Annotated in this window: 15 protein-coding genes; 1 reads left to right on the top strand and 14 read right to left on the bottom strand. The window is 72.3% G+C overall.

What is annotated here, in order from left to right; genetic code table 11:
• Positions 1 to 5: 5 nt before the first annotated feature.
• Positions 6 to 809 (top strand): oxidoreductase, encoded by an 804-nt coding sequence (locus QP939_RS47750; RefSeq protein WP_434219693.1) that lies wholly within the window; start codon positions 6 to 8, stop codon positions 807 to 809.
• 58 nt (positions 810 to 867) lie between these two features.
• Here QP939_RS47750 and QP939_RS47745 read toward each other — a convergent pair whose 3' ends face one another.
• The 14 genes from QP939_RS47745 to QP939_RS47680 all read right to left on the bottom strand — a co-directional run bounded on the left by QP939_RS47745 (position 868) and on the right by QP939_RS47680 (position 14,279).
• Positions 868 to 1,788 carry a DMT family transporter gene (locus QP939_RS47745; RefSeq protein ID WP_285453550.1) on the bottom strand — a complete coding sequence of 307 codons (921 nt, stop codon included), beginning with the start codon at positions 1,786 to 1,788 and terminating at the stop codon, positions 868 to 870.
• Positions 1,789 to 1,793: 5 nt separating this feature from the next.
• Positions 1,794 to 2,717, bottom strand: a complete 924-nt coding sequence (locus QP939_RS47740; RefSeq protein WP_285453549.1) for a universal stress protein — start codon at positions 2,715 to 2,717, stop codon at positions 1,794 to 1,796.
• Between the two features lie 261 nt (positions 2,718 to 2,978).
• Positions 2,979 to 3,455 (bottom strand): VOC family protein, encoded by a 477-nt coding sequence (locus QP939_RS47735; RefSeq protein WP_285453548.1) that lies wholly within the window; start codon positions 3,453 to 3,455, stop codon positions 2,979 to 2,981.
• Complete coding sequence (locus tag QP939_RS47730; protein WP_285453547.1) at positions 3,455 to 4,327, bottom strand: fumarylacetoacetate hydrolase family protein; 873 nt, start codon at positions 4,325 to 4,327, stop codon at positions 3,455 to 3,457. The genes QP939_RS47735 and QP939_RS47730 overlap by 1 nt, the downstream gene beginning before the upstream one ends.
• Positions 4,324 to 5,652 carry an MFS transporter gene (locus QP939_RS47725; RefSeq protein WP_285453546.1) on the bottom strand — a complete coding sequence of 443 codons (1,329 nt, stop codon included), beginning with the start codon at positions 5,650 to 5,652 and terminating at the stop codon, positions 4,324 to 4,326. The genes QP939_RS47730 and QP939_RS47725 overlap by 4 nt, the downstream gene beginning before the upstream one ends.
• 10 nt (positions 5,653 to 5,662) lie before the next feature.
• Positions 5,663 to 7,003: an FAD-binding oxidoreductase gene (locus QP939_RS47720; RefSeq protein WP_285453545.1), complete on the bottom strand. Its 1,341-nt coding sequence runs from the start codon at positions 7,001 to 7,003 to the stop codon at positions 5,663 to 5,665.
• Positions 7,004 to 7,111: 108 nt separating this feature from the next.
• Entirely contained in the window at positions 7,112 to 8,146 is a 1,035-nt protein-coding gene (locus tag QP939_RS47715; RefSeq protein WP_285453543.1) for a LuxR C-terminal-related transcriptional regulator, read from the bottom strand.
• A 69-nt stretch (positions 8,147 to 8,215) separates the two neighbouring features.
• Positions 8,216 to 9,475 (bottom strand): NAD(P)/FAD-dependent oxidoreductase, encoded by a 1,260-nt coding sequence (locus tag QP939_RS47710; protein WP_285453542.1) that lies wholly within the window; start codon positions 9,473 to 9,475, stop codon positions 8,216 to 8,218.
• Between the two features lie 14 nt (positions 9,476 to 9,489).
• The gene (locus QP939_RS47705; protein ID WP_285453541.1) at positions 9,490 to 9,810 is read right to left on the bottom strand and encodes a 2Fe-2S iron-sulfur cluster-binding protein; all 321 of its coding nucleotides are present in this window, start codon (positions 9,808 to 9,810) and stop codon (positions 9,490 to 9,492) included.
• 44 nt (positions 9,811 to 9,854) lie between these two features.
• Entirely contained in the window at positions 9,855 to 11,348 is a 1,494-nt protein-coding gene (locus QP939_RS47700) for a glutamine synthetase family protein (protein WP_285453539.1), read from the bottom strand.
• Positions 11,349 to 11,365: 17 nt separating this feature from the next.
• Positions 11,366 to 12,055, bottom strand: a complete 690-nt coding sequence (locus tag QP939_RS47695; protein WP_285453538.1) for a type 1 glutamine amidotransferase — start codon at positions 12,053 to 12,055, stop codon at positions 11,366 to 11,368.
• Positions 12,052 to 12,354, bottom strand: coding sequence for a hypothetical protein (locus QP939_RS47690; protein ID WP_285453537.1), 303 nt, complete (start codon positions 12,352 to 12,354; stop codon positions 12,052 to 12,054). Before QP939_RS47690 ends, QP939_RS47695 begins: the two co-directional genes overlap by 4 nt.
• Positions 12,355 to 12,954, bottom strand: a complete 600-nt coding sequence (locus QP939_RS47685) for an aromatic-ring-hydroxylating dioxygenase subunit beta (protein ID WP_285453536.1) — start codon at positions 12,952 to 12,954, stop codon at positions 12,355 to 12,357.
• On the bottom strand, positions 12,951 to 14,279 hold the full coding sequence (locus tag QP939_RS47680; RefSeq protein ID WP_285453535.1) for an aromatic ring-hydroxylating oxygenase subunit alpha: 1,329 nt from the start codon (positions 14,277 to 14,279) through the stop codon (positions 12,951 to 12,953). Before QP939_RS47680 ends, QP939_RS47685 begins: the two co-directional genes overlap by 4 nt.
• Positions 14,280 to 14,399: the final 120 nt, after the last annotated feature.

The raw sequence follows: 14,399 nt of genomic DNA, 5'->3' as shown, positions 1-14,399 counted from the left end.
CCAAAATCTGCCTCGTCACCGGCGCGTCCGCCGGGATCGGCCGCGCCACCGCGCTGGAGCTGCTGCGCGCCGGCCACGTCGTGTACGGTGCCGCCCGCCGCGTGTCCAAAATGGACGAACTCGCCGACGCCGGTGGCCACGCCCTGGCCATGGACGCCCGCCGGGAGGCCGACCTGGACCGTGCCGTGCGCACCGTGCTGGACGAGCACGGGCGCATCGACGTCCTGGTGAACAACGCCGGAACGGTGCTGCACGGCGCCGCCGAGGACGTTCCGCTCGCCGCGGCCCGCGACCAGTTCGAGGTCAACGTGTTCGCCCCGGCCCGGCTCGTCCAGCTCGTCCTGCCGAGCATGCGCGCGCAGGGCTCCGGCGTGATCGTCAACGTCTCCTCGATCGGTGGCGAGATCAGCTTGCCGCTCGGCTCCTGGTACTACGCCTCGAAACACGCGCTGGAGGCGTACTCCGACACGCTCCGCATGGAAGTCCGGCCCTTCGGCATCGACGTCGTGATCGTCCAGCCGGGCATCATCAAGACCGAGTTCGAGGACCGGACCGCCGCGCAGCTGCGGGAGTACTCTGGCCAGGGCGCCTACCGGGAGATGGCCGAGGCCATGGCGCGCCGCGGCGAGACCGGCCTCGCCGACGGTTCCGACCCCGCCGTGGTCGCCCAGGCCATCCGCGAGGCCGTCGAGGCCGAACACCCGCGGACCCGCTACGCCGTGGGATGGCTCGCCGACAAGCTCCTGGAGCTCAACCGGAGCCTGCCCGACCGCGAGTTCGACGACCTCGCCACCCGCTCCATCAGCTGACGCCGGGTGCGCATCGGGCGCTCCCGCCGGGACACCGATGTCCGGTTCGCGGGCGCTCTCAGTCTCTGTGTCCGGCCCGGTTCGCGTTGCGGGAGACGAAAAACGCTCCGACCAGGATTGCCGCGCTGCCGGTGATCTGCAGAGCCGACGGACGTTCGCCGAGCGCGACGGCGCCGAGTACCAGGGCGCCGATCGGGGTCAGCATGAGCAGGGCCGCGCCGGTCTCGCTGGGCAGGTGCGGTGTCGCGATGGCGACGAGCAGCCACCCGGCGACCTGGCCGCCGAGCGCGACCAGGAGCAGCCAGCCGAGTTGGGTCCAGCCCGGTGCCAGGGTCATGCCGTGCCAAAGGAATCCCGCACCGAGCGAGACCAGCGCCGCGCTCACGAGCACGTACGAGTAGGACTGCACCGGGCGGCCGGAGCTTCCGCCTCGCCGCAGCAAGAACAGGAACCCCGAATAGCAAGTGGCCGCCAGAAGGGCGTGGATCGTGCCGCCGACGGGGTCGCGGCCGGCGCCGTGTTCGAGAACGCCGCCGGTGAGCACGATCCCGATGATCATGACGGGCAGGATCGCCAGGAACCGCCTGCTGACCGGTTCGCGGTCCACCGCCAGGGCGAGCAGGGGGACCAGCACCACCTGGGCGTTGACCAGCACGGTCGACAGTCCCGCGCCGACCTCGCCGATCGCTTGGGTCCACCACAGCGCGTCGCCGGCGAAGAGCACTCCGGCGACCGACGCGTAGATTCGCTGCCGCTTGGCCGGGTGACCTTCGCGGCGTCGCTCGAAGACCGCCAGAGGCAGCAGGATCGCCGCGGCCAGTGCGCAGCGGTAGAACGTCGCCGTTCCCGGGGAGGCACCCGAGACGCCGATCAGGACAGCGGACGTGGAAACGCCGAGCGCCCCGGCCGCCATCGCCCACGGCGACGAGAGCGCGGCCGGCCACGTCGTCGCGCGATTCCGGCGAACTGTGACGCGCATGGGCGTCACCGCGCCGACGGCTCGGCTCGGCTCTCCCCGGTCGCGTGCACGACCGCGACCGGGCAGGGCGCGTGGTAGATCATCGCGTGGCTGACCGAGCCGAGCAGGAGCCTGCCGAGCGTGCCGCGGCCGTGACTGCCGACGACCAGCAGCGCGGCGCCGTCGGCGGCGTCCAGCAGCGCACGGGCGGGCCGGTCGAGGCTGATCGTCCGGCGGACGACGACGTCGGGGTGCCGCCGGGCGTGGTCGGCGAGCGACTCGGCGAGCAGCTCCTGGCCGCGGCGGCGGATGTCCTGCCAGTCCTCGGCCCAGCCGCCGGTGGGCTCCATGGCGTGCATCGGCAGGTCGGTCCAGGCGTGCACCGCCACCAGTTCTCGCCGGTGCCGGTCGGCGAAATCGCAGGCGAAGGCGACGGCCGCCGAGCTGATGTCCGACCCGTCGACGCCGACCACGACCGGCCCGGTCCCGTCGGGTGAACCGGCGGGACGGACCACGACCACCGGCCGTTCGCAGGTGTGCAGCACCTCGGCGGCGGTCGAGCCCAGCACGACCCGGGGCAGCCCGCCTTGCCCGGCTTCCCCGATCACCAGCAGTTCCGCCTGCCGGGCGAGGCCGGCCAGCGTCTCGGCGGTCCGGCCCGACTCGACGCTCGTGCGCACGGTCAGCTCCGGCCAGGACTCGCCCAGCTCGTCGGCGAGGTCGGCGAGCAGGGCCTCGGCCTGCGTGCGCGCGGTCAGCTCCTGGGTGGCCTCGTCGGTGCCGGGGACCAGGCGGGGGCCCGGGATCGGCCAGTGGACGACGTTGACCACGGCCAGCGCGCAGCCGCGGCTTCCGGCTTCCCGGGCGGCCCAGTCCACCGCCGACCGAGCCTGCTCGGACCCGTCGTAACCGGCCATCACCCAGCGTTGCGCGGCGGGCGCTTGAGACATGACAACCTCCGGTCGCGATCAGCCGGCACGCGGAGGCCCTCAGGACGGCGGCAACCGCGACACGGCGGCTTCACCGGTGGACAGGGCCTGCGTCGCCGAGTCCACGACGAACGGCTACCCGGCTGACGCCCGCGCCAACCACGGCGACCGCCGTCGCCGCCGTCGCCGCGGGCACCGGCCCGGGCTACTGGGTCAGCGTCTACCGCGCCCGACGGTCGCGGCCTGCCGATGCTCGCCGCTGTCCGGGACACTGGGCGTCGGTCACCGTCGCATGAGCCGGTGGGTCAGGTGCGGCGAGGAGGTGTCCGCCCGCTCGCGGTCGAGCCGCACGGCGTCGAAACCGCCCTTCGGGTCGGTGTACAGGCGGATTGCCAGGCCGTCGGGGGTACTCAGCTCGACGAGGTCCCCGATGAACCCGGATACCACCGGGGTGTGCGCCACGCCGCGGGCGTCGAGGTGGTCCACCCAGGTCTGCAGCGCGGCGCGATCGGCCACGCCGAAGGTCACCGGGTCGTAGCCGGCGACCGCCTCGGCCGCCGCGGGGGCCAGGCGCAGCTCGACCGGCACGTCGAGTCCCGGCAGCATGATGATCACCGCGAACAGCTCGCCCGCATCGTCGTAGTGGTCGAACCGTTCGACGTGCCGGGCACCGAACGCGTCCGCGAACCAGGCTGTGGCGGCCGTCAGGTCGCGCACGGGCAGCTTGAGGTGGTGGATGCCGGACAGGGTCGGTTCCATCAGTTCTCCCTCATCGTGACGGTCAGCGCCGGAATGCCGGTGATGGTCGCGTCGATGCGGTCGCCCGGCCGCAACCAGCAGCCGCCGTGCTCGGCCGCCGATCCCGCCGGCGACCCGGTGAACACGATGTCACCCGGCACGAGCGTCGTGTACCGGCTGATCTCGGCGAGCAGCTCGTCGACGGGGTAGAGCATCTCCCGGGTCGACGCGTCCATCATCGGCCGGTCGTTGACGGACAGGCTGATGCGCAGATCGCCGTCGTCGGGAACGAACCGGGCGGGCACCACGACCGGGCCGCACGGCGCCATCGTGTCCTGGGCCTTGCCCCGGGCCAGATCGATCCCGAGGTCGTCCTCGACCCGGATCAGGTCGCGGCAGGACAGGTCGAGCCCGATGGTGTAGCCCGCGATGGCGGTTCGGGCCTCGGCCCGGGTGGCGCGGCGGAGGCGACGGCCGAGCACGACCGCGAGCTCGCACTCCCAGTCGAATTGCCGGGTGGCGTCGGGGATGCGGACGGTGTCACCCGGCCCGACCAGACACGTGCGCGGTGGCCGGTGGAAGAACGGCATGGGGTCCCACCGCCGCACCGTCAGCCCCATCTCCCGCAGGTGGCCCGCGTAGTTCGCGCCGACCGCGAGCAGGGTGTCGGGATACCGCACCGGCGTGAGCAACGGCGTGTCCGGCGGCACCGTCGACCCACCGTTCTCGGCCAGCTCGGCGAGTAACGGCAGGGCCGCGTCCCAGTCGTCGAGCAGGTCGCGCACCGTCCGCGTGGCGAGCGCCGCCGGTGCGGTCAGGCTGCCGTCCGCCAACCGCAGCGCGGCGCGGGCGTGCCCGTCGATCTCGGCCGTGGCCAGCGCGAACCAGGTCACCGCGCCACCTCCGCCACGATGACCGGGCTCGGCCGCGGCGCGGTCCGCCCCGCCAGGACGATCGTGACCGCGGCGAGTACGGCGGCCACGGCGGTGATCAGGAAGATCGTCGACGACGAGTAGCCCGTGCCGAGCAGCACGCCGCCCAGCACCGGACCGAGAATGCCGCCGACCCGCCCCGCGCCCATCGCGGCCCCCACCCCGGTCGCCCGCGACGGCGTCTCGTAGAAGCCCGCGCACACCGCGGCCAGGCACATCTGGGAACCGATCGCGAAGAAGCCGGTCACCGAAGTCACCACGAACAGCGCGCCGCTCGACCCACCCGCCCAGGCCAGCCCGGCGATGGCCACCGCGCCGAGCAGGAAACCCACGCCGACAACGACGACGGGCCGGCGCCGGTCGGCGATCCGGCCGAGCACGAGGCAGCCGGCGATCGCGCCGACGTTCAAGGTGGCGACGGCCAGTGACGCCCCGGCCGGCCCGGCGCCGGCCGCCCTGGTGACCAGGGGAACCCAGTTGACGAGCAGGTAGGCGAGCATCAGGGCCAGGAACAGGGTCGTCCACAGCAGCACCGTGCCGAGCGCGCGCCCGTCGGCGAACAGCCGGGCCACCGGGGAACGGGGCGGGGCGGGAGTGTGCGCGATCCGGACGCCGGAGGCGTCCATCCGGGCCAGGACCCGGTCGAGCCGAGCGTGTTCGCCGCGCTGCAGCAGGTACTGCGGTGACTCCGGCAGCGACCGCATGACCGGCAGCAACGCCAGCGGCAGCACGCCGCCGACCACGAAAACGCTCGCCCAGCCCCACGACGGCACCAACGGCGCCGCGACGAGCCCGGCGAGCACGCCGCCGAACGGGAATCCGCAGAACATCAGCCCGACGACGAAGCCACGCCGCCGGGGCGCCGCGAACTCGGACGTCAGGGTGATCGCGGCGGGCAGGGCGCCGCCGAGCCCGATGCCGGTCAGGAATCGAGCCACGACCAGCGCGGGCACCGACCCCGCCAGCGGGGTCAGGAGCGAACACCCGGCGAACAGCCCCACGGAGGCGAGGAGCAGCCCGCGCCTGCCGTACCGGTCGCCGAGCCTGCCGAGCAGCACCGTCCCGACGAGGCTGCCGGCCAGGCCGACGCCGAACACGCTGCCGAACGCGGCGGCCGGCACTCCCCATTCGCGGGAAATGCTCGGCGCGGCCAGGGCGATCGACTGGGTGTCGAAGCCGTCGAGGGTGGTGACGACGGCGCACAGCAGGACGACCAGGCGGCGCAGGGGCAGCGAGCCGGCCCGGTCGAGCAGGTCGTCGAAGGTGGGGTGGGCGGGAACGGTCATGTCGCAAGCCTCACTGCTCGGGACGGGGGGTGATGTGCTGGGCGGGACGGAAGACGTCGTCCGGGTCGAGGCGGTGCTTCACCCGGCGGAGGCGATCGTGGACCGGGGCCCCGAGTACGGTCGCGAGATCCAGCTCCCGGTCGGCGAAGTTGAGGTAGGCGCCGCCGGTGCCGAGCCCGGCGATCACCGCGTGCGTCTCCCGCGCCCACCGCCGCTGCGCCGCTTCGAGTGCGGGATCGTCCGCACTGGCGGTGACGTTGACCGCGAAGGCCGCGGCGCGACCGGGAAACGCCGTCGCCTCCTGCGGGACGTCGGCGACCGCGCCGCCGAGGCGAAGGACCTCCAGCTGCGGATCGCCGGCCGGGAACCGGGTCGCGCCCTCGACGAGCGCTTCGGCTTGGGCGGGGCCGAGTTCGGCCAGCTGAGCCGGTTTGAGGTAGTACCGGCCGCCGTGCGGGAATCGGTGGTCCACAGTGGTCTGGACGGCGGGGAACCGGCGGGTGCGCACGGTTCCGGCCGGAAGGCCGAGCGGGCGGATCGCGGCCGCCGCGTCGGCGGGGTCGGCCGACCACACCCATTCGACGCCGAGCACCGGCACGGCCGCGGGTCGCTCGAGCCGAGCCAGTACGCCGAGTGCGCGCGGGAGTTCGGCCGCGCACGCGCCGATCCGGGTCAGCACTTCGGCCGCGCGATCGAGCGGGATCTCGCTGCGCCCGGCGACCACCGGCCCCTGCGGATGAGTCCGGAACACGAACCGGGTGGCGACCCCGAAGTTGGCCCCGAGTCCCCGCAGCGCCCAGAACAGGTCGGGGTCGGTTCCCGCGTCGACGGTGCGGGTTTCGCCGGCCGCGGTCACCAGGTCGACGGAGATCAGCGAGTCGCAGGTCAGGCCGAGCCGGGGGGACAGCCACCCCACCCCGCCGCCGAGCGTCAGCCCGCCGACCCCGGTGTGCGAGACCGTCCCGGCCGGGACGACCCGGCCGACGCGGTCCGTGGCCCGGTCGAGGTCGCCCAGCAGCGCTCCGCCGCCGACGCTCACGGTCCCGTCCGCGGAGATGTCGGCGTAGCGCATCGGCGAGAGGTCGAGGACCACCCCGTCCGCCACGACGGCGGCCCCGGCGATCTGGTGGCCGCCGCCGCGAACCGCGACCGGCAGCCCTTCGGCCCGCGCGATCCGCAAGGCGAGGGCGACATCGGCGGCATCGGCACAGCGCAGAACCGCGGCCGGGCGAGTGTCCACTGTGCCGTTCCAGACGGCGCGGGCCGCCTCGAAGCGGGCGTCGCCGGGCAGGATCGCCCGGTCGCCGAAGTGCCGCTCCAGGGCCGGAAGCCGGATGGTGGTCGCGGTCAACGAAGGCCTCCTCCTCGAGAGTCGGCCACATTCTGTGCCGCGCGCCGCGACGGCCACCACGCATCGATGACGGCCGTCGCAGGCCCGGAACACCCACAAACAGGGGGGTCAGAGGAGGCCGTTGCGCGAGGCCTTGGCGACGGCCTCGCCGCGCGAATGGACGCCGAGTTTCGCGTAGAGCCCACGGGAGTAGCTGCGCACCGTGGCGGGGGAGAGCCGCAGGCGGGCGGCGATCTCCTTGTACGGGCGCCCGGCGGCGAGTTCACGCAACAGCGAGGACTCCCGTGCCGTCAGCGCGGGGCCGGACGCGGCCGGGGGTGCCGACCCGGCCGCACCGGACGCCCGCGCCACCGCGGCGACCAAGGTGGCCGGAGCTTCGTCGCGGTAGACCGTGTTCCCGGACCGTGCGCCGAGTTCGTCGTGCACGATGACGAGGCGGTCGCTGGGAGCCGTCCAGTCGACCCCGGAGCCGGTCACGATCACATCCGCGTTCGCGACGATCTCGTCGAGCCGGGGATCCCAGCCTCCGCTCGCGACGTCGACCTGCGCGGGCAGCCCGCGTTCGACGATCCGGGCCAGGCCGTGCGCGACGAGCAGGTCCGGATGCACCACCGCGACCCGGAGCGGTTCGCCGGGGCCGCGCCCGAACCCGAGCGCCGCCGCGAGCAGGCCGGTGGACGAGGTGATCGCGGCCACGACCGGTGACCAGTCCCGGCCGGACTCGGTGCAGCTCAGCAGCACGGCGCCGACCGTCCGGCCGCGGACGACGAGCGGAACGCCCGCGCCGGCCCGGAAACCCAGGGTCAGGGCGAGTTGGTCGATCGGCCGGTCGAACCCCGATTCGCCGCGCAGATCAGCGGAGGACCAGACTCGTCCCGCCGCGACCGCGACGAGCCGGCTCGACACCGCCACGGGCGAATTCGTCCCGACCGTGAGCAGATCGGGACCGGACGCCGCCAGTACCGAGCAGACGTCGGCGTCGATGTCGACCAGCGCCACGTGGTCGACGTCGCACACCGACCGCACCAGTTCCGCGACGAGCGGAGCGTCCGGCTCCGGGTGCTGCGCGAGCAACGCGACAAGACCACCGGACAGGGCCGATTCCATCGCCGGCGCGTCGACGTCGTCGTCGGCGGTGGTCACCGCGTCACCTCCTGACGCGTGTCAGCGTAGTCCGGATCTTGGGGCAGCTCCACCGGTGCCGACCGGAGATCACCCGCGGTCGACGACCGACTCCTTGAGCGGAACGCCCAGGTCGGCGGCGGCAGCCGGGGGGATGGTCCGGCCCGCCGCCAAGGCCCGTTTGACCGCCATGAAGTCCTTCGGGCGGTTGACCGATTCGGCGGCGATCAGCACGCCCGCCCGGTAGTACAGCACCGTCAGCTCCGCCGGGTCCGGGCCGCGCACCACGTACTCGTCGTGCCCGTTCGAAATGCCCGCGATCTGCAGCTTCAGGTCGCGCTGGTCCGACCAGAACCACGGCACCGGCGTCTGGGGTGCCGCGACCCCGGCGATCGCGGCAGCCGCCGCCTTGGCCTGGTCGTTCGCGTTCTGCACCGACTCTGCTCCGATGACCTCGCCCGGCAGATGCGGATGCGGCGCGACCGTGCAGTCGCCGACGGCCCATACTCCCTCCCGGCTCGTGCGGCACTCCGCGTCGACGACGATGCCGCGTTGCACCGTCAACCCGAGCTTCTCGGCGAGGGTGGTTTCCGGGACCGCCCCTATCCCCGCGAGCACGAGGTCGGCGGGCAGCACTCGGCCGTCGGCGAGGACGACCTCACGGACCCGGTGCCCGTCTCCCACTAGCCCGCGGACGTCGGCGCCGAGCTCGAACCGGACGCCCCACTCGCCGTGGCGGTCGCGCAGGAAGCGGGACAAAGGCTCCGCGCACACCCGGCTCAGCAGCCGTTCTTCCCGCTCGACCACGGTGGTGGCCAGCCCCCGGGCACTGCTGACCGCCGCGGCCTCCAATCCGATGAACCCGGCGCCGATGATCACCACGCGCTCGGCTTCGGCGAGACGGTCCCGCACCGTCGCCGCGTCGCGGAGGCTGCGCAGCGTGCACACGCCCTCCAGCGACGCGCCCTCGAACGGCAGCGGACGCGCTCGTGCTCCCGTCGCCAGGACGAGCTTGCCGAACGGGATGACTTCCCCGTCGGCGCACGTCGCCTCGCCGCCGCCGGCGTCCTTCAGCTCGATGTGGGTAATCGCGCGGCCAGTGCGGACTTCGATGCCCGCCGCGCGGAAGTAGTCCGGGGTGCGCAGGGCCAGGTCGTCCTCGTCCGCCTTGCCGCCGAGGAACGCCTTCGACAGCGGTGGGCGCGAATACGGCTGGTGCGGCTCGTCGCCGACGACCACGATCCGGCCCTGGTAATCCAGCTCCCGCAACGCGGTCGCCACCCGTACGCCCGCTTCGCCTGCCCCGACGACGAGCACGCCGTCTCGCGCGGACCTGGTTCCGGTTTCCATCGCGTCCGTCTCCGTCACTGTTCCGGCGCCACGGTCACTTCGATGCCGTCCAGCTGGTCGGTCATCCGGATCTGGCAGGACAACCGGCTGGCGGCGGTGCGCTCGGCGACCGCGTCGTCGAGCATTTCGTCCTCGAAGTCGTCCGGTTCCCCGGCCTTCGCGAGGAACGCGTCCGCGACGTAGACGTGGCACGTCGCGCACGCCATGGCGCCGCCGCATTCCGCGACGATCCCGGGAACCCCCGACTTGGTCCCCGCTTCCATGATCGAGGCGCCTTCGCGAGCCTCGACGACGCGAGTCGATCCGTCGGGGCAGGTGAACACGATCTTGGGCATGACGGGGTGCTCCGATCAGCTAGGGGGTCCCGGAACCGGCGGGGTCAGAACAGCTCGAAGTACTCGCGGTGCTCCCAGTCGGTGACACCGTTGACGTAGCTCTCGGCGTCCGGGTGCTCGGCGACCCAGGCGTCGTAACGGGAAATCTCGCAGCGCTTCACGGCGACCAGGTAGTCGACGAAGACGTCGCCGAATTCCTTGCGGAAGAAGGGATCCGCCTCCAGCGAGTCGACCGCCTCGGCGAGGGTGGCGGGCAGCTGCGGCACTTCGGCCGAGTACGGGTCCTCGCTCAGCGGGCCGGGGGAGGTCCGGTTGAGGATGCCGTCGAGCCCGGCCGCGACCTGGGAAGCCATGTACAGGTACGGGTTCGCCGCGGACTCGCCCACCCGGTTCTCGACATGCGAGGCCTGGTCGCCGGGGCCGCCGATGACGCGCATCATGGCCGCGCGGTTGTCGTGGGCCCAGGTGAGCCGGTCCGGCGCCAGCGAGTACGGGCGGCGGCGCCGGTATCCGTTGACCGTCGGTGTGGTGAACACCGACGCCGGGGCGCCGTGCGCCAGCTGGCCGCCCACGTAGTGCCGGCCGAGCTCGGAAAGCGCCTCGCCCGCGCCGGGAACCATCAGGTTCTCGCCGGTCTTCGCGTCCGCGATCGAAGTGTGCAGGTGCCAGCCGCTGGCGTAGAACCCTTGGAGCGCGGGCGTGCACATGAACGACGCCAGGTAGCCGCGGCGCTTGGAGATCTGCTTGACGGCCATCTTGAACAGGCTGGCCGCGTCGGCGGCGGCCATGCCCTCCATGACGTCGAACGTGGTCTCGACCTGGCTCGGCGCCCACTCGTCGTCGAAGGACCGCAGCGGCAGCCCCATCGACTGCAGGGCCTCGCGGATCGGGATCAGGGCGTCGTCGATCTCGTCGAGGTGGTCGAGCAGCAGGTAGTTGTAGCCGCGGGCGACCGGGGCCACCAGCGGCGGGTCGGCCGGGCTGCCGGGCGCGCCCAGCGAGCACTTGCCGAGCAGGTCGTCGAGGACCTTGGTCAGGTGCCACTCCATCTCGATGCCGGAGACGAGCCGGTAATCGTGCGAGGCGAGGCGGTCCAGCTGGGCGCGCAGGATCGTGCGCGGGGCCAGCGGGAACGGGCTGCCGTCGTTGAGGTACAGGTCCGCGAACACCACCGCGGTCTTGGCCACCCAGGGCAGCACGGTGAACGTCGCCGGGTCGGGCACCATGGTGACGTTCGGGCTGCCGCCGAGGCCGGGGATCGCGAACCCGCCGTCCGGGGTGAACGGGTTGAGCACGATCGCGTTGGCCGAGTCGAAGAAGAACGGGGCCATGGTGATCTCGCTGCCCGCCGACAACGCGCTGGTGTAAGCGGCTTTCGTCAACGCCTTGCCGCGCAGCAGACCGTGCTGGTCCGGCCACACGATCCGGACCATCTCGATGCCGTGCTGCTCGATCAGCTCCAGGGAGCGTTGGGCCGCCTCGGCCTGGGCCGGGGTGAAGAGGCCGTGTCGTTCGATGAACTTCGCGCTGCCGGACATGGATTTCTCCTTTGAAATCAGGGGCGGGATGTCGGGGAGGACGGGAGGGAGTCGAACCAGCGGTTCAGCAGGCGGCGGGAATCACCGGCGCCCGCCGAGAAGTACCGCTGTGCGTCGCGGCGCAGGTCGGCCACCGGAACGCCGAATCGTTCGAGCTTCGGGCCTTCGACGGCGAGAAGCGCGTCGACGCCGTCCATCGTGATTTCCGGGTGGAACTGGACCGCGAGCGCGGACCCGCGAACCCAGGCCTGGGGGTACCGGTCGGAGCGGGCCAGGATTTCCGCGTTCTCGGGCGGAGTCACGGAATCGGAGTGGAACGAGAAGAATTCGCCGCCCACCTCGTCGCGGGTTCCGTCGACGGGCCGCACGGCGATCATGCCCGCTTCGAGACCGGAACCGCCGGGAGCGGCGGATCCGCCCAGCGCCCGCGCCAGCAGCTGCGAGCCGAGGCAGATGGCCAGCACCGGGACCTCGGCTTCGACCGCCTTGGCCAGGTACCGCTCTTCGGTCCGCAGGTACGGGAGGTCGTCGTAGGCGTTCTGCGGCCCGCCCATGACGACGACGGCGTCGAGCTCGTCGAGCCCGGGCAGTTCGTCGCCCAGGTAGGGCCGCACGATCCGCAGCACGTGTCCGCGTTCGGCGGCGATCTGGGCCACCAAGCCGACATCGGCCCCGTCGACATGGGTGATCACCACGATCCCGGTCACGGCTGCGGCCTCGGTTCGATCGCGGTGCGCCACGGGTTCCAGTGATCGACGTGCGCGAGGGCGCCCATCAACGCGGTCGCCTTCGCCCGGTCCACCGCCAGCCAGCTGCCGTCGGGCACGATCCCGTAGGGCGTGAAGTCCCACAGGCCCAGGTGTTTGACCTGATCGACCAGCGGCGCCGTGGTCGCCAGTTCGCTTTCCACCCGGAGGAGCCGCAACCGCAGCAAGGCGTTCTCACGGCGGAGCCGCTCGAGTTCGCCGTCGCCGGGATCCCGGTTCGGGGTGCGGTCGTCGTCCATTCAGAACACCAACGTCAGGTTCTCGTGGATCTGGTCGGAATCGAGGAGGTTCGCCTGCTTGACCCGGATCCGCCAGCCGTCGCCGGTGTTCCGCAGCACGTGGCCGTACCAGCCGGCATAGGTCTTGGCGACGCCGGCCCGGAACTCGTGCACGGTGAAGTTCGAGCGCACCAGCCGATCCCCGGTCTCCGGATCGGCCGACGTCTCGACGTTGCCGATCACCCGCCGGGTCCGGGAGGCCGGGATCTGGCTGAACGCCAGTCCGGTGCGCAGCCAGTAGACGCGGTCGGTGAGGCGGCGCCGGTCGTCGAAGGCGTGCGACACCTCCGTGGCCGGGTCGCCGCCGCCCGCGACCACCGGCACCCAGTACAGGCAGTCGTCGGTGAACAGGTCGAGCCAGTGGTTGAACCGGCCGTCGTCGATCAGCCGGGCTTCCCGGGCGAGGAACGTCGCCGCGCGCACGGTTTCCTCGACGGTCGCTTCGGGCCAGTCTTCCCGGAGCAGGTTCGTTTGCCGGCGCAGCTCGCGGTAGTACTCGTCGTCGACGTGGTAGGACCAGGACGACGTGTCGGCGTAGCGCGGCGGGATCGTGCGGGTCATCGGGTCGCCTCCGGAGCCATCAGGTCGAGCCAGGTGGCGTAGTACTGCCGCATGTGCCCTTCGTCGGTGACCGCACTGGACACGACCCCGTCCGGGCCGATCTCCTGCCAGCCCGGGACGTCCAGCCCGCGGTTCATCAGCACCCATTCGGCTTCCGGCGCGGCGAGTCCACGTTGGACTTCTTCGAAGTTCGCCTGGTCATCGGGCTCGCCGAAGGCGGGGAAGTCCTCCTGCGTGCGCATCCGGACGGTGTTGATCTCCGGCGGCACCCCGCCGATCGCGGTGGCGTGCCAGCTCAGCTGGGTGCGGTCGACCGCGAGCGGCTCGATCACCTGGATCTGGTTCCCGATGATCAGCAGGTTGGGGAAGATGCTGAGGTTGATCTGCGAGCCGACGCACAGGTCGAGCAGCCGGTCGGCGTCCTCCCCGTGCTCGGCGCGGATGCGTTCTTCGAGGCTTTCGCGGCCGGGCTGCGGACGCTGGTTGGCCCAGAAACTGCCCGGACCCTCGTAGTTCGGCCGCTGGTCGATCACGCTGTGCCCGTTGCCGAGCAGGTAAGTCCGCATCGGACCGTCGTCCGGGGTGGTGCCGAAGTACGACATGTCCTTGCTCTCGCCCATGCGCGAGGCCATTTCGAGCAGGGAACGGTGGGAGAACGCCGGGTGGTAGCCGTCGCCCGCGTTGTCGTAGGCGAGCTTCCAGTTGCCGCGGTACCCCATGTGGTGCACGCCGCTGCGGACGATGACCTCGCCTTCGGGCGCCCGGTCGATCCAGTAGTCGAGCCAGCCGGTGGCCGCGCCGAGCCATTCGGGCACGCTGGGCGCGGAAGCGTTGAGCGTGCCGAAAATGAAGCCCCGATAGGACTCGACGCGCGGGAACTTGTGCAGGCCGTGCTCGGCGCGGTCGAAGTTCTCGCCGTAGCCCTGCGGCCACGGGGTGCCGACCAGTTCGCCGGTGTTGCGGAACGTCCAGCCGTGGTACGGGCATTGGAAGCTCTTGGCCACGCCGCTCATTTCGCGGCACAACGTGGCGGCGCGGTGGCTGCAGCGGTTGAACACCGCGTGCAGCGCCCCGGAGCGGTCCCGGGTGAGCAGCACCGGACGCAGGCCGACCCGGAGCGAAAGGAACGAGTTCGGTTCCGGCACTTGCGATTCGTGCGCCAGGTAAACCCACGAGCGGCCGCCGAAGACCTGGGCCATCTCCGCGGCGAAGATCTCCGGATCGGTGTAGAGCGTGCGGTGGACGCGGTCCTCGCGGACGAGCGCCGTGAGGTCGCCGGCCGCCGGGCGGGGCCGGCCGTCGACGAAGGCGTGCTGGAGTGTCATACCGGCCTCTGCGAACGGTGGTGTGGTGGTCGTCGGGAAGGTTTCCGCGCCGGGCGGGCGGTGTTCAGCGCGGCGGGAAGCCTTCGGCCCGGCCGTCGCGAAAGGGTGTCGCGACCGCGC

It is taken from the genome of Amycolatopsis nalaikhensis, assembly GCF_030264295.1.
GTDB classification, from domain to species: Bacteria; Actinomycetota; Actinomycetes; order Mycobacteriales; family Pseudonocardiaceae; genus Amycolatopsis; species Amycolatopsis nalaikhensis.
This window is presented reverse-complemented; position numbering and strand designations above follow the sequence as displayed.